General features: G+C 72.3%; 20 protein-coding genes. 1 reads left to right on the forward strand and 19 read right to left on the reverse strand.

Annotated features, from left to right (window positions below):
- Window positions 1–12: 12 nt before the first annotated feature.
- The 3 genes from pyrH to rpsB all read right to left on the reverse strand — a co-directional run bounded on the left by pyrH (window position 13) and on the right by rpsB (window position 2,814).
- Window positions 13–744 carry a UMP kinase gene (pyrH, locus tag JAV76_RS11060; RefSeq protein WP_307844165.1) on the reverse strand — a complete coding sequence of 244 codons (732 nt, stop codon included), beginning with the start codon at window positions 742–744 and terminating at the stop codon, window positions 13–15.
- A 133-nt stretch (window positions 745–877) separates the two neighbouring features.
- Window positions 878–1,717, reverse strand: a complete 840-nt coding sequence (tsf, locus tag JAV76_RS11065; protein ID WP_198734110.1) for a translation elongation factor Ts — start codon at window positions 1,715–1,717, stop codon at window positions 878–880.
- A 143-nt stretch (window positions 1,718–1,860) separates the two neighbouring features.
- On the reverse strand, window positions 1,861–2,814 hold the full coding sequence (rpsB, locus tag JAV76_RS11070) for a 30S ribosomal protein S2 (protein WP_198734111.1): 954 nt from the start codon (window positions 2,812–2,814) through the stop codon (window positions 1,861–1,863).
- A gap of 397 nt (window positions 2,815–3,211) precedes the next feature.
- On the opposite strand from rpsB, the gene JAV76_RS11075 reads away from it, so the two are divergent.
- On the forward strand, window positions 3,212–3,814 hold the full coding sequence (locus JAV76_RS11075) for a M23 family metallopeptidase (RefSeq protein WP_230402170.1): 603 nt from the start codon (window positions 3,212–3,214) through the stop codon (window positions 3,812–3,814).
- 3 nt (window positions 3,815–3,817) lie between these two features.
- Here JAV76_RS11075 and whiG read toward each other — a convergent pair whose 3' ends face one another.
- The 16 genes from whiG to JAV76_RS11155 all read right to left on the reverse strand — a co-directional run.
- Window positions 3,818–4,756, reverse strand: a complete 939-nt coding sequence (gene whiG / locus JAV76_RS11080) for an RNA polymerase sigma factor WhiG (protein ID WP_198734112.1) — start codon at window positions 4,754–4,756, stop codon at window positions 3,818–3,820.
- A complete protein-coding gene (locus JAV76_RS11085) occupies window positions 4,753–5,685 on the reverse strand; it encodes a tyrosine recombinase XerC (RefSeq protein WP_198734113.1) in 933 nt (310 codons plus the stop codon). The genes whiG and JAV76_RS11085 overlap by 4 nt, the downstream gene beginning before the upstream one ends.
- A 160-nt stretch (window positions 5,686–5,845) precedes the next feature.
- On the reverse strand, window positions 5,846–7,057 hold the full coding sequence (gene dprA / locus JAV76_RS11090) for a DNA-processing protein DprA (RefSeq protein WP_198734114.1): 1,212 nt from the start codon (window positions 7,055–7,057) through the stop codon (window positions 5,846–5,848).
- Entirely contained in the window at window positions 7,054–8,592 is a 1,539-nt protein-coding gene (locus JAV76_RS11095) for a YifB family Mg chelatase-like AAA ATPase (protein WP_198734115.1), read from the reverse strand. Before JAV76_RS11095 ends, dprA begins: the two co-directional genes overlap by 4 nt.
- Window positions 8,592–8,954 carry a YraN family protein gene (locus JAV76_RS11100; protein WP_198734116.1) on the reverse strand — a complete coding sequence of 121 codons (363 nt, stop codon included), beginning with the start codon at window positions 8,952–8,954 and terminating at the stop codon, window positions 8,592–8,594. Before JAV76_RS11100 ends, JAV76_RS11095 begins: the two co-directional genes overlap by 1 nt.
- A gap of 130 nt (window positions 8,955–9,084) precedes the next feature.
- Entirely contained in the window at window positions 9,085–9,384 is a 300-nt protein-coding gene (locus JAV76_RS11105) for a DUF2469 domain-containing protein (RefSeq protein ID WP_198734117.1), read from the reverse strand.
- 7 nt (window positions 9,385–9,391) lie between these two features.
- On the reverse strand, window positions 9,392–10,129 hold the full coding sequence (gene rnhB, locus JAV76_RS11110) for a ribonuclease HII (protein ID WP_307844166.1): 738 nt from the start codon (window positions 10,127–10,129) through the stop codon (window positions 9,392–9,394).
- Between the two features lie 8 nt (window positions 10,130–10,137).
- Window positions 10,138–10,857: a signal peptidase I gene (gene lepB / locus JAV76_RS11115; RefSeq protein WP_198734119.1), complete on the reverse strand. Its 720-nt coding sequence runs from the start codon at window positions 10,855–10,857 to the stop codon at window positions 10,138–10,140.
- Between the two features lie 181 nt (window positions 10,858–11,038).
- Entirely contained in the window at window positions 11,039–11,398 is a 360-nt protein-coding gene (gene rplS / locus JAV76_RS11120; protein ID WP_198734120.1) for a 50S ribosomal protein L19, read from the reverse strand.
- Between the two features lie 184 nt (window positions 11,399–11,582).
- A complete protein-coding gene (gene trmD, locus JAV76_RS11125) occupies window positions 11,583–12,356 on the reverse strand; it encodes a tRNA (guanosine(37)-N1)-methyltransferase TrmD (protein ID WP_198734121.1) in 774 nt (257 codons plus the stop codon).
- Between the two features lies 1 nt (window position 12,357).
- Window positions 12,358–12,921 (reverse strand): ribosome maturation factor RimM, encoded by a 564-nt coding sequence (rimM, locus tag JAV76_RS11130; protein WP_198734139.1) that lies wholly within the window; start codon window positions 12,919–12,921, stop codon window positions 12,358–12,360.
- Between the two features lie 91 nt (window positions 12,922–13,012).
- Window positions 13,013–13,252: an RNA-binding protein gene (locus JAV76_RS11135; protein WP_198734122.1), complete on the reverse strand. Its 240-nt coding sequence runs from the start codon at window positions 13,250–13,252 to the stop codon at window positions 13,013–13,015.
- Window positions 13,252–13,686 (reverse strand): 30S ribosomal protein S16, encoded by a 435-nt coding sequence (rpsP, locus tag JAV76_RS11140; protein ID WP_198734123.1) that lies wholly within the window; start codon window positions 13,684–13,686, stop codon window positions 13,252–13,254. Before rpsP ends, JAV76_RS11135 begins: the two co-directional genes overlap by 1 nt.
- Window positions 13,687–13,876: 190 nt before the next feature.
- Window positions 13,877–14,983, reverse strand: coding sequence for an amidohydrolase family protein (locus JAV76_RS11145; protein ID WP_307844167.1), 1,107 nt, complete (start codon window positions 14,981–14,983; stop codon window positions 13,877–13,879).
- 16 nt (window positions 14,984–14,999) lie between these two features.
- Window positions 15,000–16,562, reverse strand: a complete 1,563-nt coding sequence (ffh, locus tag JAV76_RS11150) for a signal recognition particle protein (RefSeq protein ID WP_198734124.1) — start codon at window positions 16,560–16,562, stop codon at window positions 15,000–15,002.
- Between the two features lie 39 nt (window positions 16,563–16,601).
- The coding region (locus JAV76_RS11155; protein WP_198734125.1) for a [protein-PII] uridylyltransferase at window positions 16,602–18,357 on the reverse strand (1,756 nt) is incomplete at its 5' end.

Below are 18,357 nucleotides of genomic sequence, written 5' to 3' on the forward strand. Positions count from 1 at the left end.
CCCTGCGGTCACTCAGCCTGCGGTGACCAGCGTGCCGATCTTCTCACCCAGGAGCACCCGCGTGACATTCCCCGGCACGTCCATGCCGAAGACGCGCATGTGCACGTCGTTGTCCCGGCAGAGGCTCAGCGCGGTGGCGTCCATGACGGCGAGGTCCTTGACGAGGGCGTCGGTGTAGGTGAGCGAGTCGAGCCGGACGGCTCCGGGATCGGTCCGTGGATCGGCCGTGTAGACACCGTCGACGCCGTTCTTGCCCATGAGCACCTCGTCGCAGTGCGTCTCGAGCGCCCGCTGGGCGGCGACCGTGTCGGTGGAGAAGTACGGCAGCCCCGCACCGGCACCGAAGATCACGACTCGCCCCTTCTCGAGGTGCCGGATGGCGCGCAGCGGGATGTAGGGCTCGGCGACCTGGCCCATGGCGATCGCGGTCTGGACCCTCGTGCTCACCCCGGCCTGCTCGAGGAAGTCCTGCAGCGCGAGGCAGTTCATCACCGTTCCGAGCATGCCCATGTAGTCGGCACGCGCACGGTCCAGCCCCTGCTGGGACAGCTCGGCGCCGCGGAAGAAGTTGCCCCCGCCGACGACGATCGCGACCTGGACCCCTGCTGCCACGGCGTCGGCGATCTCGGCCGCGACCCGTCGGACCACGTCCGACGCGAGCCCGATCTGCCCGCCGCCGAAGGCCTCGCCCGAGAGCTTGAGAAGCACACGTCGGGCGTCGCCCCCCTGGCCCACGGGTCTCACGCGCCCGTCCTCCACAGTCCTGAAGTCACTCACCAGTCCACCATCCCCGCCTGGGCAGCCCTCTGTGGTGCCGCCTCCGTGTACGCAGAGCCCGGTCCGCAGCGAGCTGCGGACCGGGCGTAGTCGGCTCCGGTCAGGCGCCGACGCGGAAGCGCACGAACTCCGCGATGGAGCCACCGGCCTCCGTGACGACCTGCGAGACCGTCTTCTTCGGGTCCTTGGCCAGCGGCTGGTCGAGGAGCACGACGTCCTTGAAGAAGCCGTTGAGGCGTCCCTCGATGATCTTCGGGAGCGCAGCCTCGGGCTTGCCCTCGTTCCGCGAGGTCTCCTCGGCGATACGACGCTCGCTGGCGACCGTCTCTGCCGGGACGTCATCCCGGGTGAGGTAGGACGGCGACAGCGCGGCGATGTGCTGCGCGACGTCCTTGGCGACGGCTGCGCCGGCCTCGTCGGTCGCCACGAGCACACCGATCGACGGCGGCAGGTCCTTGCTGGTGCGGTGGAGGTAGCTCGTGACCTTGGCACCGGTGACGCGGGCGACACGACGCAGGACGATCTTCTCGCCGAGCGTGGCCGCCGTGTTGTCGATGAGCGTCTTGAGCGACTCCCCGTCGACCTCGGCGGCGAGCGCCTCGTCGACGTCCGTGAGCCCGCTGGCGACGACGGCGGCGAGCACGCGCTCCGCGAGGGAGACGAAGTTCTCGCTCTTGGCCACGAAGTCGGTCTCGGAGTTGAGCTCGATGAGCGTGCCGACCTCGCCCGCGTCACCGTCGGTGACGGCGAGGGCGACGAGGCCCTCGGAGGTGGAGCGCCCCTCGCGCTTGCTGACGCCCTTGAGGCCCTTGACGCGGATGATCTCGAGCGCCTTCTCGGCGTCGCCGTCCGCCTCGTCGAGAGCCTTCTTGACGTCGAGCATGCCCGCGCCGGTGCGCTCACGCAGAGCCTTGATGTCCGCAGCTGTGTAGTTCGCCATGTGTGTGTCCTTTGGGTGAGGTGGCGGGACGAGGAGCCGGGGGGGGGCGGGGGGGGCCCCCCCCCCCCCGCCTGAGTGGGGAAGGGCCGCGGGGGGGGGCGGGGGGCGCGGGGGGCCCGCGGGCCGCCCCCCCGGCTCGTCGATTACTTGGACTCGGCCTCGGGGGCAGGCGTCTCGGTCGCGGCCTCGGCCACGGGCGTGCCGTCCTCGACGGGAGCAGCGTCGGCGGGGGCAGCGTCCGCGGGCACGGCCTCCTCGGCCGCGGGCGTCGCGTCGGCCGGGGCGGCCTGGGTCGTCGCGGGTGCGGCCGCGTCGGTGGCGGGCGTCTCGGACCCGGCGAGCAGCTCGCGCTCCCACTCGGCGAGGGGCTCGGCGTCGGCAGGAGCCTCCGAGCCGGACTTGCCCGCGTGACGCTGGATGAGGCCCTCGGCGACCGCGTCGGCGATCACACGCGTGAGGAGCGCGACGGCGCGGATGGCGTCGTCGTTGCCCGGGATCTTGTAGTCCACGACGTCGGGGTCGCAGTTGGTGTCGAGGATCGCGACGATCGGGATCCGCAGCTTGCGCGCCTCGTCGACCGCGAGGTGCTCCTTGTTCGTGTCGACGATCCACACGGCCGAGGGGACCTTCGACATGTCGCGGATACCGCCGAGCGTGCGGGCGAGCTTGTCGCGCTCGCGACGCATGATGAGGAGCTCCTTCTTGGTGAAGGCGCTGCCTGCGACGTCGTCGAAGTCGACCTGCTCGAGCTCCTTGAGGCGCTGGAGCCGCTTGTTCACCGTCTGGAAGTTGGTGAGCATGCCACCGAGCCAGCGGTGGTTGACGTACGGCATGCCGACGCGGGCCGCCTGCTCCGCCACGGGCTCCTGCGCCTGCTTCTTGGTGCCGACGAAGAGGATCGACCCACCGTGGGCCACGGTCTCGCGGACGAACTCGTAGGCGCGGTCGATGTAGGACAGCGACTGCTGGAGGTCGACGATGTAGATGCCGTTGCGCTCCGTGAAGATGAACCGCTTCATCTTCGGGTTCCAACGACGGGTCTGGTGTCCGAAGTGGACACCGCTCTCGAGGAGCTGGCGCATGGTCACGACGGCCATGGCACATCCTTCCGGTGCGCACCCGACGCTCGTCGGTGCACGCACGCTCGTTCGGCGGCCTGTCGACCGCATTCCGGTTTTGCCGACGCGCGCCGGGCGGAGCGCGTCCCTAGCACCACGGGCCTCGACGCCGGGCGAACCCGGACCGTTGTCGAGGCACCGGACCGGCGAGCCGGTCTCCTGGTGCGTGAAGTCGGTCGACACCCCTGTGCAGCATTTCCCCTCCGCGACGAGAGCGGGCGGGCAGCACAAAGACGTCGATCGCGTCCATCAGTCTACCCGACGTCCACCCTCGGCCTCACCAGGACGCGCGCCACGGCCTGTGGACCTCGTCGCTCGTCCACAGCTCGCCACGTGTCCCCGAGCTCGCTCCAGTTCGGGAGGCCAGGGTCCCACCATGACACCTCACGGCACGTCGCCCACACGCGACGCAGGTCACGGCGTGCGGCGCAGCTCGCTGCTCGCGACCCTCCTGCTCGCCACGGCCCTCCTCGTGTCACAGGTGACGGCACGCGCGGAACCGCCCGCGGGCCGGTCCGCCGGTCCGTCCTCCGGGTACTCGCTCCCCCTGCCCACCGGTGCAGGCATCCGCTCCATGTCGGACCTCCGCGCGTCCGGCCTCCTCGTCGCACCGTTCGAGGCTCCGGCCGAACGGTGGTCACCGGGCCATCGAGGCGTCGACCTGGCCCACCCCTCCGGGGCGGACGTCCTGGCCCCGCAGGACGGGGTGGTGTCCTATGTGGGCTTCGTCGTCGACAGACCGCTGCTGGTCATCACGCACCCGGACGGGCTGCGCTCGACGCTCGAGCCGGTGGAGACCCGGCTGACACCGGGCAGCACCGTCGTCCAGGGCGACGTCGTGGGGACGACGTCCCCCGGGATCGCCCACTGCCCCCCGAGGACCTGCGTCCACTGGGGGGTGCGGCGCGGGGACGAGTACGTCGACCCGCTGACTCTCCTCGGCCTCGTCGAGCCTGTCGTGCTGCTCCCCGACCGATGAGGCTCAGGCGTGCTCGCTCGACGTGAGCCGCGCCCGCAGGCGACCCATCGCAGCGGTGTGCATCTGGGAGATCCGCGACTCCGTCACCCCGAGGACCCGGCCGATCTCGGCCAGTGTCATCCCCTCGTAGTAGTAGAGGACGAGCATGACCTTCTCCCGCTCCCCGAGCTGGTCCATCGCCTGCGAGAGGAGGAACTTCGTCTCCTTCGCCTCGAAGGTCCGCGCCGGGTCGTGTCCCTTCTCCCGCTGGACGCTCTCCTGGGCGCTCACCTGGTCGACCCGGTCGCCCTCGCCGATCACCTCGTCGAGCGCGACGAGGTTGACGTTCGACACCTGGTTCTGGATCCCCCGGAGCTCGGCGACCGAGATCTCCATGCGAGAGGCGAGCTCGTCGTCGCTCGGAGCGCGGTGGAGCTCCGCCTCGAGCTCTGCGTAGGCGCGGTCGACCGACCGGGCCTTGCTCCGGACGGACCGGGGGATCCAGTCGACCGCACGGAGCTCGTCGAGGATCGCGCCCCGCACCCGCGATCCCGCGTACGTCTCGAACTTGACGTCGCGCCCCGTCTCGAACTTCTCGATGGCGTCGATGAGACCGAACATGCCGTACGAGACGAGGTCCGCGTGCTCGACCGAGCTCGGCAGGCGCATCCCGACACGAGAGGCCACCATCGCGACGAGCGGCGCGTAGTGGAGGATCAGCTGCTCCCGCAGCGCCGGTGCGCCGGTGCGCTTGTAATGCTCCCAGACGTCCGCGATGCAGACCTCTGGCTCGACACGGCCGGACGGGCTCCCGGGCGGCGGCGACGCCGGACGGGCGACGGAGTCCAGCCGTGCGTGGAGGAGACCCGACCGTGCAGCAGGCCGCGCGCTCGTAGGCCCGTGCGCGGTACCGACGGGCACCGGGGAGCGTTCCATCGGCAGGATGGCCTCGGGGTCCCTCATGCGCGTGGGTGGGCGAGCTGGTAGGACGACCGCAGGCGTTCGGCGGACACGTGGGTGTACCGCTGGGTCGTGGCGAGCGTGGCGTGGCCCAGGACCTCCTGGACGGTGCGCAGGTCCGAGCCGCCCTGGAGGAGGTGGGTGGCGGCGCTGTGCCTGAGGTCGTGCGGAGCGACGTCGTCGACCCCGGCGATCGCCGAGAGGCGGTGCACCGCGTCCCGGACCTGCCGCTGACCCCAGCGCTGCCCGCGCTGGCCCACGAGGAGCGCCTCGGTCCGGCTCTGGCCCGCGAGCGCGGGGCGCCCGTCGGCGAGCCAGCGCTCGACCGCGCGCGCCGCAGGCACACCGAACGGTACGACGCGTTCTTTGTCGCCCTTCCCGATGACACGGACGGTGCGCTCGTCGAGATCGACGTCCGCGATGTCGAGCTCGACGATCTCGCCGACACGTGCTCCCGTGGCGTAGAGCAGCTCCACGCACGCCCAGGTCCGCAGGTCGCCCGGGGCGCCTGCCTCGGCGATGTCACGTGCCGCGTCCATGAGGGCTGCAGCGCTGTTGACGGCCAGGACGGTCGGCAGGGTGCGGTGCATCCGGGGGCTGGCGAGACGCGCGGAGGGGTCCTCGGTCATCCGGCCGGTCCGGGACGCCCAGTCGAAGAACGTCCGCACGGCTGCGCCTCTGCGCGCGACGGTCGACCGGGACAGCTGACGTGCTGCCATCTGGGCGAGCCAGCCACGGAGCAGCTCGAGATCGATGTCGGCGTACGAGTCCACACCACGCTCCCGGGCGAACGTCAGGAGCTGCTCGAGGTCCGACCTGTAGGCGCGCACCGTGTGCGCCGACAGCCCTCGTTGCGCACTGAGGTGCGTCGTGAAGTCCGCGAGGACCTCGGGCTGGTCCCCTCGTGCCGGGGTCTGCGCGTACGGGTGCATGCCAATACGGTGGCGCTTCCCGTCGGAGGATTCAAGACGGTTCACATACCGGCAGTCGGTCGGAATGTCTGTTAACTGCATCGTTGACACGCATTGCCCTAGGGAATAGAAAGGCGCCCGAACAAACTTCACCCCGCGCCGCACGCCATGATAATCGATTTCATGCCCGGCGCTTCACCCACCCGCCCGGCGTCCGGGCGGCGAGCCCGAGCAGCTCGAGCCTCCCGAGCGCGGACAGGACGAGCCCTTCGTCGACGCCGGCACCGCGGACGAGGTCCTCGGGCCGGCTGCCCCCGGAGAGCGGGAGTGCGTCGAAGACCTGCCTGGCGGGCCCGTCGAGGCTGTCGAGCGGCCCACGGTGGACGGCGTCCCGGGCGTCCTCCGCCGCGCGCACCCCCGCTCCATCGTCGGCCAGCCCTCCGGCGAGCTCACGCACCTCCTCCGCGTCCGTCACGCACACGGCCCTCCCCTCCCGGAGTAGGCGATGACAGCCTGCCGAGGCCATCGACGTCACGGGACCAGGCACCGCACCGACGGGCCGGAGCAGATCCACGGCGACAGCAGCCGTCGACAACGACCCCGAGCGCCACGCGGCCTCGACGACGACGGTCGCAGCCCCCGCGGCAGCGATGAGCCGGTTGCGCCGCAGGAACCGGACACGGCTCGGGACGGACCCCGGAGGGACCTCGCTGAGGACCAGCCCGCCTCTCTCCACCATCGCAAGGAGGAGATCGCTGTTGCCCGCGGGGTAGAGCCGGTCCACGCCGCCCGCCAGGAAGGCCACCGTGGCCCCGCCGACCGTGACCGCCCCACGGTGGGCTGCGGCATCGATCCCGTACGCACCGCCCGAGACGGTGGTGAAGCCGTGCGCGGCGAGACCGGCGGCGAGCTCCCCGGCCACCCGGTCGCCGTACCCCGTGCTCGCCCGGGCCCCGACGAGCGACACCGAGCGCGCGAGGACGTCCGCGGGAGACGGTGCGCCTCGCACCCACAGGCAGAACGGTGCACCCGCCCCGAGGACGTCGAGGGACGTCGGCCAGCCATCGTCCCCGGGGACGACGAGGACACCTCCCATGCGGTCGAGGGCGTCGAGGTCCCGAGCCGGTTCCAGCCCGTCGAGACGCGGACGCCACCGGTCCACGCCCCGCCGCACACGACGGGCGGTGGTCGCGTCGAGCGAGCGCTCGGCGGCGAGGGCGGCGACGTGGTGGTCGAGATCACCGTCCGCAGCCGTCGTGAGCCACGCCAGGGCCTCGACGGCCCCCAGGATGGCGACGAGCGCGCCGGCCGTCACATCAGCGGGCTCTGCGAGACGGCTCCACGCAGCACGCGCGAGCACCTCGGACCCCGCGGCTCGTGCGCGCCCGCTCATGCGCCGGCCCCGCGCGTCCGCAGGAGGAGCGCGCGCCCGACGTCCTCGGGGGCGGGCGCGGCTCGTCCCTCCAGGTCGGCGAGCGTCCATGCCACACGCAGGACGCGGTCGGCTCCGCGCAGCGTGAGAGCTCCGCGGTCGAGGGCACGGTCGACGTCCCCGAGGAGGGACCGGTCCGGTCCCAGGCGCTCGCGCAGCCAGGTTCCGGGGACCTCGCTGTTCGTGGACCAGGGAGTCCCTGCGAGCCGTTCCCGTGCCGCGGCTCGCGCGACCCCCACCCGGCGGGCGACGGTCGCCGTCCCCTCCCCCCGGTCGTCGCTCGCCACGTCGAGCCTCGTCACCGGGTGCACCTCGACCTGGAGGTCCACCCGGTCGAGCAGAGGACCGGACAGGCGCGCGAAGTACCGTCTCCGGGCGAGCGCGGAACAGGTGCACTCGAGCCCCTTGCCGATGGCGAGACCGCACGGACACGGGTTGGCCGCCATGACGAGCTGGAAGCGCGCCGGGTACCGCGCGCTCCCGGCTGCACGCTGGATGACGAGCTCCCCGTGCTCCAGCGGCTGCCGCAGCGTCTGCAGGACCCGGGGCGAGAACTCCGGGGCCTCGTCCATGAAGAGGACCCCTCGGTGGGCGCGGGAGGCCGCACCAGGGCGTGGGCTCCCGGACCCGCCTCCGACGACGGCGGCGGGCGTCGACGTGTGGTGCGGGTCCTCGAAGGGCGGGCGCACGAGGAGGCCTGCCGACGGGTCGAAGGTGCCGGCGACCGAGTGGACCGAGGTCACCTCGACGGCCTCCTCGTTTGTGAGGTCGGGCAGGAGACCGGGGAGGCGGGACGCGAGCATCGTCTTCCCCGTCCCAGGCGGCCCGACCATGAGCAGGTGGTGCCCGCCGGCCGCGGCGACCTCGAGCGCGGCACGAGCGGCCATCTGGCCCACGACGTCACGCAGGTCCGGGTCGGCCCCGCGGTCGCGCACCGGGTCGACGCGCCGGACGTCGACCCTCGGGAGGTCCGGGACGCGGAGGTCCGCCCCGTAGTCCGCGGCGAGCGCCGCGAGCGACGCCACCCCGCGGACGCTGACACCGGGCACCAGACGCGCTTCCGCGACGTCCGCCTCGGGGACGACCACGGTCTCGACGCCGGCCCGGACGGCCGCGACGACGGCGGGGAGCACACCCCTGACGGGGTGCACGCGTCCGTCGAGCCCGAGCTCGCCGAGGTGCACCGTCCGTCCTGGTGCGGAGCCGTCCACGAGGCCCGCACCGGCGAGCATCGCGACGGCGATCGCGAGATCGAACCCGGAGCCCGCCTTGGGCAGGGACGCGGGCGAGAGGTTCACGGTGACCTTGCGCTGCGGGAGCACGAGGCCCGACGACGAGATCGCCGCCCGGACCCGGTCGCGCGCTTCGGCGAGCGAGGCGTCCGGAAGACCGACGAGGGTGAAGCCGGGCACGGAGGCCGCGAGGTGGGCCTCGACCTCGACGACGTGGCCCCGCAGCCCGACGAGGCACACGGACAGCGTGCGTCCGAGCGCCATCAGCTCACTCCTCGCAGGTGCTCGACCGTCGCGGCACCGGCCCGCGGGAGCACCACGGCGACGACGTCGATGCGGACGGACGCGGCGGTCGTCCGGCTCTCGCTGAGCCACTGTCCCGCGAGCCGGCGGAGCCTCGCGAGCTTCGCGGGCGTCACCGCTTCCGCGGGATGGCCGTAGCCGAGCCCCCTGCGCGTCTTGACCTCGACGACGACGACCTCGTCCCCGTCGAGCGCGACGAGGTCGATCTCCCCCCGCGTGCCCCGCCAGTTGCGGTCGACCACGAGGTATCCCGCGTCGGCGAGGAACCTCGCTGCGATCTTCTCTCCGTACCGGCCCACCTGGGCCCGGGCGTCGTTCGACATGTCCCACCTCCTCCGCAACCATGGGGCGGGGGCGGGGTGCCGGACCGGGAGCGCGAAGCAACTGGGGACCAAGGGCCCCGGAGCTCGACCTGTGGGCGACCTCCGAGGGCCGGGCAGGGCCGAGCAGGTGTCAGATCGCCAGCTCTGGCTGGACGAGCTCCTCGACGTTCACGTCCTTGAAGGTCACCACCCGGACGGACTTCACGAATCTCTTCGACCGGTAGACGTCCCACACCCATGCGTCCGCGAGGCTCACCTCGAAGTAGACCTCGCCGGCGGCGGAGCGCACCTGCAGGTCGACCTTGTTCGCCAGGTAGAAGCGCCTCTCGGTCTCCACGACGTAGGCGAACAGCCCGACCACGTCCCGGTACTCGCGGTAGAGCGCGAGCTCCATGTCGGTCTCGTAGTTCTCCAGGTCCTCAGCACTCACTGCACCATCATGGACCATCCGGGACGGAGACGGCCGCACGGTCCGATCCCGGCAGGTTCCAGGAGAGCCTGTGCAGGCGGCTCGGTCCGTGCTGGCGCAGCGCCGCGACGTGCTGCGGGGACCCGTACCCCTTGTTGCCCACCCACCCGTACTCGGGGTGACGACGCGCGAGGTCCGTCATCTCCGCGTCGCGCGTGCACTTCGCGACGACGCTCGCGGCGGCCACCGACGCGCAGGACAGGTCCGCCTTGACCCGGGTGCGGACCGCCGGTGCGGAGTAGCCCTCGGGGACGGGGGCCGGGGCGGCCGGCCCTGCGTCGAGGAGGTCGAGGAGGTCGGGCTGCGGCTCCGTCAACCAGTCGTGCGACCCGTCGAGCAGCACCGTCCCGACCGGTCCGACCTCGTGGGCCACGCGGACGAGCGCGCGCTGCCCGGCAAGCCTCAGCGCACGGACGATCCCGAAGGCGTCGATCTCCTCGGACGACGCCGAACCGACAGCGACCGCGACCGCCCACCCGTGGACGAGCGGGACGAGGTCCGTCCGTGCGCGCGCTGTGAGCACCTTGGAGTCCGTGAGCCCCACCGGTGGCGGTCCTGTCGACGCGTCGACCACGCACACGCCGACGCTCACCGGACCGGCCAGGGCACCACGCCCGACCTCGTCCACGCCTGCGACGAACCGGGCCCCTCCCTGGAGGAGCACACGCTCCTCCGTGAGGTCGGGGAACACGGGAGGGACGCTCACCCTCCTGCTCACGGTGCCGGGACGTCCTCGAACGTCTCCCCCGGGTTCCTGAGCCATCCGGCCCTGTCCAGCGGCCAGACCTTGACGAAGGCCGTCCCGACGACGTTGTCGAGGGGGACGAAGCCACCACCAGGGCTCGCGGCGTTGTACCGCGAGTCCGTCGAGTTCGACCGGTTGTCCCCCATCACCCACAGCGAACCGTCGGGCACGATCTGCTCGAACTCGAGGACGGACGGCTCGACGCCGGGCTTGAGGTACGGCTCGTCGACGGACTGCCCGTTCACGGTGACACGACCCTCGGCGTCGCAGCACGCGACCTCGTCACCGCCCACGGCGACGACCCGCTTGATGAGGTGCTCGCCGGAGTCCTGAGGAAGCAGCCCGACGAACGTCATGACGTCGGACACACCCTGCTGGAGGGCGGTGCGCTCGGGCTGCTGCGTCCCCCGGAGCCAGGTGCCGGGGTCCTTGAAGACCACGACGTCACCACGGTGGACGTCGAACAGCCCGGGGACCATCTTCGAGACGAGCACCCGGTCGCCCTCGACCAGGGTGTCCTCCATGGAGGCGCTGGGGATGAAGAACGCCTGCACGAAGAACGACTTGATGACCCAGGAGAGCACGAGGGCGCTCACGAGGATGATCACCGCCTCCTTGAGGAAGGAGCTCTTGCGCGGCTGTCGCGACGGCGCGGCAGCCTGGGGCGGTTCGTCACGGGTCACCCGCATACTGTGCCACCTCCGGGCCCACGAATCGAACGTGTCCGCGCGTGGGTGCGCTGCTCGTCGCGCCGGGCGCGCACCAGGTCGGTGCGGAGGACGACGAAGGGGGCGACCACCCGTGGTGGTCGCCCCCTTCGTGGAGCAGCGATCGACCCCCGGCACCAGGAGAACCCGGGCCGGGGAAAGATCACTTGGCGGGGACAGCCTCGCGCTTCTCCTTGATCTTCGCCTTCTTGCCGCGCAGCTTGCGCAGGTAGTAGAGCTTCGCGCGGCGCACGTCACCACGCGTCAGGACCTCGACGGACTCGATGGACGGGACGTGGAGCGGGAAGGTGCGCTCCACACCGACACCGAAGCTGATCTTGCGGACCGTGAACGTCTCGCGGATCCCGCCGCCGACGCGGGCGATGACGACACCCTGGAACGCCTGGACACGCGAGCGCGTGCCCTCGACGACCTTGACGTTGACCTTGATGGTGTCGCCCGGGCGGAACTCCGGGATGTCGGTCCGCAGCGAGGCTGCGTCGACGCTGTCGAGCGTGTGCATGTCTTTCTCCCCGGCCTGCCACAGGTCAGGCTCGTCTCGTGGCGGGAAGCGCGCGAGCGCCCTCCACCAGTTCCAGTGTCAGATGATCGGTGTCCCGCCCGACGGGCGGGGATGCCGTGTTGGACACCCCTGTGGCAGCGTCCGGTCCAGCACACACCAGTCGACCATTGTGCCACAGAGCGCGCTAGGCCTGCCCCACGGTCTCGTCCGCCGTCACGATCCGGTGCGCGTCGAGGACGGCACGGTCCTCGCGGTCGAGCCGCCCGTCCTCGAGGGCTGCGAGGAGGTCGGGTCGCCGATCGAGGGTCCGCTCGAGCGCACGGTCACGGCGCCATCTCGCGATCCGCGCGTGGTGACCGCTGAGCAGGATCTCGGGGACGTCGGCACCCGCCCAGCTGGCGGGCTTCGTGTACACGGGGTACTCGAGGAGACCCGCGGCGCCGTGGGACTCCTCGACGAGGGACTCCGGGTTCCCGATGACGCCCGGCAGGAGCCGGGCGACGGCCTCCACCATGACGAGAGCGGCGACCTCTCCCCCGTTGAGGACGTAGTCGCCGATGGACAGCTCTCGGACCACCGTTCCGCGCTCGCGGTACACCTCTGCGACCCGGGCGTCGATGCCCTCGTACCGGCCGCAGGCGAAGACGAGCTGGGTGGAGTCGGTGAGCGACTCCGCGACCCGCTGGGTGAAGCTCTCCCCGGACGGGGTGGGGACGACGAGCGTGCCTCCGGGCACGAGGACGTCGTCGAGAGCGGCACCCCAGACGTCGGGACGCATGACCATGCCCGCGCCACCACCGAACGGCGTGTCGTCGACGGTCCGGTGCTTGTCGTGCGCCCACCCTCGGAGGTCGTGGACCCTGAGGTCGAGCTGCCCGGAAGCCACGGCCTTGCCCACGAGCGAGAGCTGGAGGGGGCCGAGGTAGTCGGGGAAGATCGAGACGACGTCGATGCGCACGTCAGGCCTCCTCGCCCGGTGTCCCGTCGACCGGTTCCGGGAGGACGACCTCGATGTTCTCCGCGTCGCGGGCGAGGAGTCCACCCGGCGGGTCGAGGACGACGCGGCCGCCCGGGACGTCCACCACGGGGACGATGGCCCGGACGAACGGCACCAGGGTCCGCGTCCCGTCCGTCTCCCGGACGACGAGCACGTCGTGAGCCGGCAGGTGCTCGAGGCCGATCACCTCGCCGACGGTCGTCCCGTCCTCGAGCTCCGCCCGGAGGCCCTCGAGCTCGTGCGGGTACCAGGCGTCGTCCTCGTCCGAGGCGTCGGCGTCGACGACGAGCTCCAGACCACGGGCCGCCTCTGCCCCGGTGCGGTCCTCGATCTCCTCGAACGCGACGACCCATCGTCCGTTCTGCACGCGGACCCGGCTCACGGTGAGCGGGCCGCGCTCCTCCGGCCTGGTGCGCAGGGTGGCCCCTGGTGCGAACCGGGTCTCCGGGTCGTCGGTCCGCACCTCGAGGCCGACCTCACCTCGCAGACCGTGGGCGCGTCCGATGCGTGCGACGACGAGCTCCATGCTCATCCCTCCTGGTGTGTGCCGGAACGGGCCGGGGCCCGGTCCGCCTGTCGGCGGCCGGGCCCCGGTCTCGCAAGTCGTGCTCGTCGGATCACCGACGGTCGACGTCGACCACGTCCACGCGCACCGAGTCGTTCCCGGCGAGCGCGCCGACGACGGTCCGCAACGCGCGAGCGGTGCGGCCGCCTCGGCCGATCACCCGTCCGAGGTCCTCGGGATGCACCCGGACCTCGAGGAGCTCGCCACGGCGCACGGCCTTGGCGTTCACCTGCACGTCATCGGGGTTGTCCACGATGCCGCGCACCAGGTGCTCGAGAGCGTCGGCCAACATCAGGCCTGCTCCTCCGGAGCGGCCTCGGCCTCAGACGCCTCGGCGGGAGCGGAGGCCTTCGCCTCGGCGGCCTTCGCCTTGACCTTCTCGGCGTCAGCGGCAGCAGCGGCGACCGCGGCTGCGACGGACTCGGCCGTGGGGTTCTCCTTGGTGCGGAGGGTTCCCTCAGCACCGGGGAGGCCCTTGAACTTCTGCCAGTCACCCGTGACCTTGAGGAGGGCGAGGACCTGCTCGGTCGGCTGCGCGCCGACGCTGAGCCAGTACTGCGCACGCTCCGAGGTGATCTCGATGAGCGAGGGCTCCTCGGTGGGGTGGTACTTGCCGATCTCCTCGATCACGCGACCGTCGCGCTTGGTGCGGGAGTCGGCGACGACGACACGGTAGTACGGCGCCCGGATCTTGCCGAGACGCTTCAGACGAATCTTGGTGGCCACAGTGGTGGTCTCTCCTGGTTCTCAAGGTGGTGAACCGTGCACCGTCCCGGCGGGGCGCGGGGGGTGGGTGGTTCGGGACACGACTGCGCACGGAGAGAGGGGCCGGGCACGCCGAGTACAGCACGCCATTATGCCAGACGCCGCGACGTCCTCCAACAGGGCGGACGAGGCATCGCGAGCGGGACCGCGCTCACCGTCCGGGCTCGCGGAGCACTCCCCGGAGGAGGACGGCCCGAGGGCTCCGGAGGACGTCGATGTCGGATCGCGGGTCCGCGTCGTACACGACCAGGTCGGCCGACGCCCCCTCGACGAGCTCACCGTGCCCCAGGTACGACCGCGCGTCCCACGAGGCCGCCGCGACCACCGCGGGCGCAGGCACCCCCGCCGCGACGAGCTCGGCGCACTCGTCCGCGATCCTCCCGTGCGCGATGGTTCCGCCGGCGTCCGTGCCGACGAGGATCCGCACACCGGCCTCGTGGAACGCGGCGACCTGCGCGTACCGGCGTGCGTGCAGGAACCGCATCCGTGCGGCGAACCTCGGGTACCGGGCGTCCGCCTGTGCCGCGATGGCCTCGAACTGCCCGACCTGCAGCAGGGTGGGTGTCACCGGGATCCCTCGCTCGGCGACGACCCGGACCTGGTCCGCCGTGAGGCCCGTCCCGTGCTCGATGCAGTCGACCCCCGCCGCGAGGAGGTCGTCGACCGCCTCGGTGGAGAACGTGTGGACCGTCACGCGCGCGGCCTCGTCGTGCGCGCGGGCGACGGCCGCCGCCAGGACGTCCCCCGGCCACAGCGGGGCGAGATCCCCGGCCTCACGGTCGATCCAGTCCCCGACGAGCTTGACCCACCCGTCTCCCCGCGCGGCCTCGCGCGCCACGGCGTCCGGCAGGTCCGCGGGCGACGAGAGCTCGTCGCCGTAGCCGCGGATGTACCGCTTGGGACGTGCCAGGTGCCGTCCCGCACGCAGCAGGCGTGGCAGGTCGGGGCGGTCGTCCACCCACCGGGTGTCCGCGGGCGAGCCCGCGTCCCGGACGAGCAGCACCCCGCTGTCCCTGTCCGCGATCGCCTGCGCCTCGGCCACCTCCGGCGGGACTGCCCCGTCGGCGCCGAGACCGACGTGACAGTGGACGTCGACGAGACCGGGGAGCGCGACCCCGTCGATGCGCAGCATGTCCGCGGTGAGCCCCGACGGGCGGGTGAGGCTGAGCCGACCGTCCTCGACCCAGACGTCGCCGACCTCCCGGCCGTCGCCGAGGACGACCGTCCCGTGGACGTGGATCACCGGAGCCTGTGCCACGCGTGCGCCTCCTGACTCAGCGGCCGAGGAACTTCTCCAGGCCTGCGGGGATCTCGAGCGGGCCGTCCTTCTCGCCGGTCGGGGCGACGCCGAACGCCGAGCCCGCCGGTGACCCGTCGACCCCCTTCTGCTCGGCCGCGCGCTTGGCCGGGTTCCCGGAACGACCCTTCTTGCGCCGCACCGGGGCCTGCTGACGCCCGCGAGCCTTCTTGCCGCCCATGCCGGGCAGGTTCCCCATGCCCGGGACGGCCATGCCGCCACCGCGCGCCATCTGCCGCATCATCTTCTGCGCCCCGGCGAACCGCTCGAGGAGCTGGTTGACGTCCGTGGTCGTCACCCCGGACCCACGGGCGATCCGCGCGCGACGCGACCCGTTGATGATCTTGGGGTTGTCGCGCTCGGCCGGGGTCATCGACCGGATGATCGCCTCGACGCGGTCCACCTCGCGCTCGTCGAAGTTCTCGAGCGCCTCGCGCATCTGCCCCATGCCCGGGAGCATGCCGAGCATCTTCTTCATGGAGCCCATGCTGCGCATCTGCTGCATCTGGACGAGGAAGTCGCTCAGCGTGAAGTCGGTGCCGGACGCCATCTTGGCGGCCATGGCCTCGGTCTGATCGGCGTCGAACGCCTTCTCGGCCTGCTCGATGAGCGTGAGGACGTCACCCATGTCGAGGATGCGGGACGCCATGCGGTCCGGGTGGAACGGCTCGAAGTCCGTGAGCTTCTCACCGGTCGACGCGAAGAGGATGGGGCGGCCGGTGACCCGGGCCACCGACAGCGCGGCACCACCGCGGGCGTCACCGTCGAGCTTGGAGAGGACGACGCCGGTGAAGGCGACGCCGTCGGCGAAGGCCTGGGCCGTGGCGACGGCGTCCTGCCCGATCATCGCGTCGATGACGAAGAGGATCTCGTCGGGCGAGGTCGCGTCGCGGATGTCGGCGGCCTGCTGCATGAGCTCCGCGTCGACACCGAGGCGACCGGCGGTGTCGATGATGACGACGTCGTGCTGACGGGACCGCGCGGTCTCGACGCCGGCCCGCGCGACGGCGACCGGGTCGCCCGTGGGGACCTCGTCCTCGCCCGCGACGCCGGGGTGCGGCGCGTAGACCGGCGCGCCGGCGCGCTCGCCCACGACCTTGAGCTGGGTCACGGCGTTGGGCCGCTGGAGGTCGGCGGCCACGAGGAGCGGCGTGTGGCCCTGCTCCTTGAGGCTGAGCGCGAGCTTGCCGGCGAGGGTCGTCTTCCCCGCCCCCTGGAGACCCGCGAGCATGATCACCGTGGGCGCCGTCTTCGCGAAGGTCAGCGGCCGGCTCTCACCACCGAGGATCGAGACGAGCTCCTCGTTGACGATCTTCACGACCTGCTGGGCAGGGTTGAGCGCCCCGGAGACCTCGGCGGACAGGGCCCGCTCACGGACCGTCCCGGTGAACTCCCGCACCACGGGCACGGCGACGTCGGCGTCCAGCAGGGCACGGCGGATCTCGCGGACGGTCGCGTCGATGTCCGCCTCGGAGAGACGGCCCTTGGTCCGCAGGTTCTTGAAGGTGGATGTCAGACGATCCGACAGGGTGGCGAACACCGTTGCAATCCTCACCGTTCGCTGGAAGTGGCTGAGGGGTCAGCCTACCGGGTCGCCGGTGCCGGCCGTCTCCCGCCCGGTCGGGAGCGCCTCCGTGGTGCGTGCCACGAGGTCGTCCACCAGCCTCGCTCGCCAGGACGTCCAGGCCGTGGGACCGAGCGAGGAGGCGTCGGCCTCCGTGAGCGCGCGGAGCACCTCGAGGAGGTCCGGTCTGTGGTCGACGGCCTCCGCGAGCTCGGCGACGGTCGCCGGGTCCTCCGGGTCGTGGCTCACCGCGAGACGCGACAGCGTGAGGTGGTGGGCGACCATCCTCCGCACGTCGTCGACGACGTCCGCGGGGAAGCCCATGCGTCCGAGGATGGCAGGGACGAGCGCCGCCCCCGCGGTGGAGTGGTCCTCGGCCCCGGCCCGCTTGCCGATGTCGTGGAGCAGCGCGGACAGGAGCAGGACGTCGAGGTTCCGGACGCTGCGGCGCCAGGTCCGTGCGCGTGCAACCGTCTCGACGAGGTGCCGGTCGACCGTGTGACGGTGCACCGCGGCACGCTGCGGGCGGTTCCGGACTCCCGCCCACTCGGGGATCCACGTCGTGACGACGCCGGCGAGGTCCAGCGCCTCCCACACCGGGATCTGCGCGGACCCGGACCCGAGGAGCGTGAGCAGGGCGCTGCGCGCGGCCCTGGGCCACGGTTCGGGAAGGGGGGCGCACTGGGCGAGGCTGGCGACGGACACCGGCGAGATGGTCAGCCCCGTCCTCGCTGCGGTCGCCGCCGCCCGGAGCGCGAGCATCGGGTCCGTGGCGGGGTTGGCCGCGACCGCGAGGACGAGCTCACCGTCGTGCTCGACGAGCCCGTCGCCCACGGACCTCAGCCGTGGCGCGGCGCGTCGACCGCGGATCATGAAGGGTCGTGCGACGTCGAGCGGTCGCTGGAGCGCCTGACGGGCGCGCCGCACCGTCGTGTCGAGCCCGTAGGAGATCTCGCGGCCCGCCTCGGCGAGGCTCGCGAGGAAGTCGTCGGCGTCCGGATAGCCGCACAGCTCGGCCACCTCGTCGTGGTCGGCGAGCACGAGCCTGTTCGTGTGCCGGCGGGTGATCAGCTGCACGGCGTCGCGCGCGTCGAGCAGGTGGTCGTACGCGCGGTCCACGGCGCCGTGGGGACGGTCCGTGAGCCACGTGGCCGCGAGCGCCGTGAGCACGACGGCGTCGCGGATGCCGCCACGGGCCTCCTTGAGGTCTGGCTCGATGAGGTACGCGAGCTCGCCGTGGCGCTCGGCGCGCGCCCTGGTGGAGGCGAGCAGCTCGGGGAGCCTGCGGCGGGCGGCGGAGCGCCAGTCCGTGAGGACGGCGGAGGTGGCCCGGTGGACGACGACGGTGTCCCCGGCGACGGGTCGGACGTCGAGCATGCCCACGGCGGCCGGGAGGTCCTTCGACGCGACCTGGCGGCACTGGGCGAGCGACCGGACGGCGTGGTCGAGGTCGAGGCCGGAGTCCCAGATGGGGTACCAGAGGCGCTCGGCGACGCCGGCGAGCTCGGCGGCGGTGTGGGACCGTCCGTCGTGGACGACGAGGAGGTCGAGGTCGCTCGTGGGACCGATGTCCCCTCGCCCGAGGCTGCCGACGGCGGCGAGGGCTATCCCTGCGGGGTCGACGTCGGCGGTGGCGGTGGCCCAGAGGTCCTGCAGCCTCGCGACGACGAGGTCGACGAGCGCGGCGCGACGCGTCGTGCCGAGGCCGCGGGCGACGTGGCCTTGCGGGTCGGGCCCGCTGAGCCGTGCCGCGGTGTCGAGCATCGCCGCG

This window comes from Sanguibacter suaedae, from assembly GCF_016342785.1.
In the GTDB taxonomy this organism is placed as follows: Bacteria; Actinomycetota; Actinomycetes; order Actinomycetales; family Cellulomonadaceae; genus Sanguibacter; species Sanguibacter suaedae.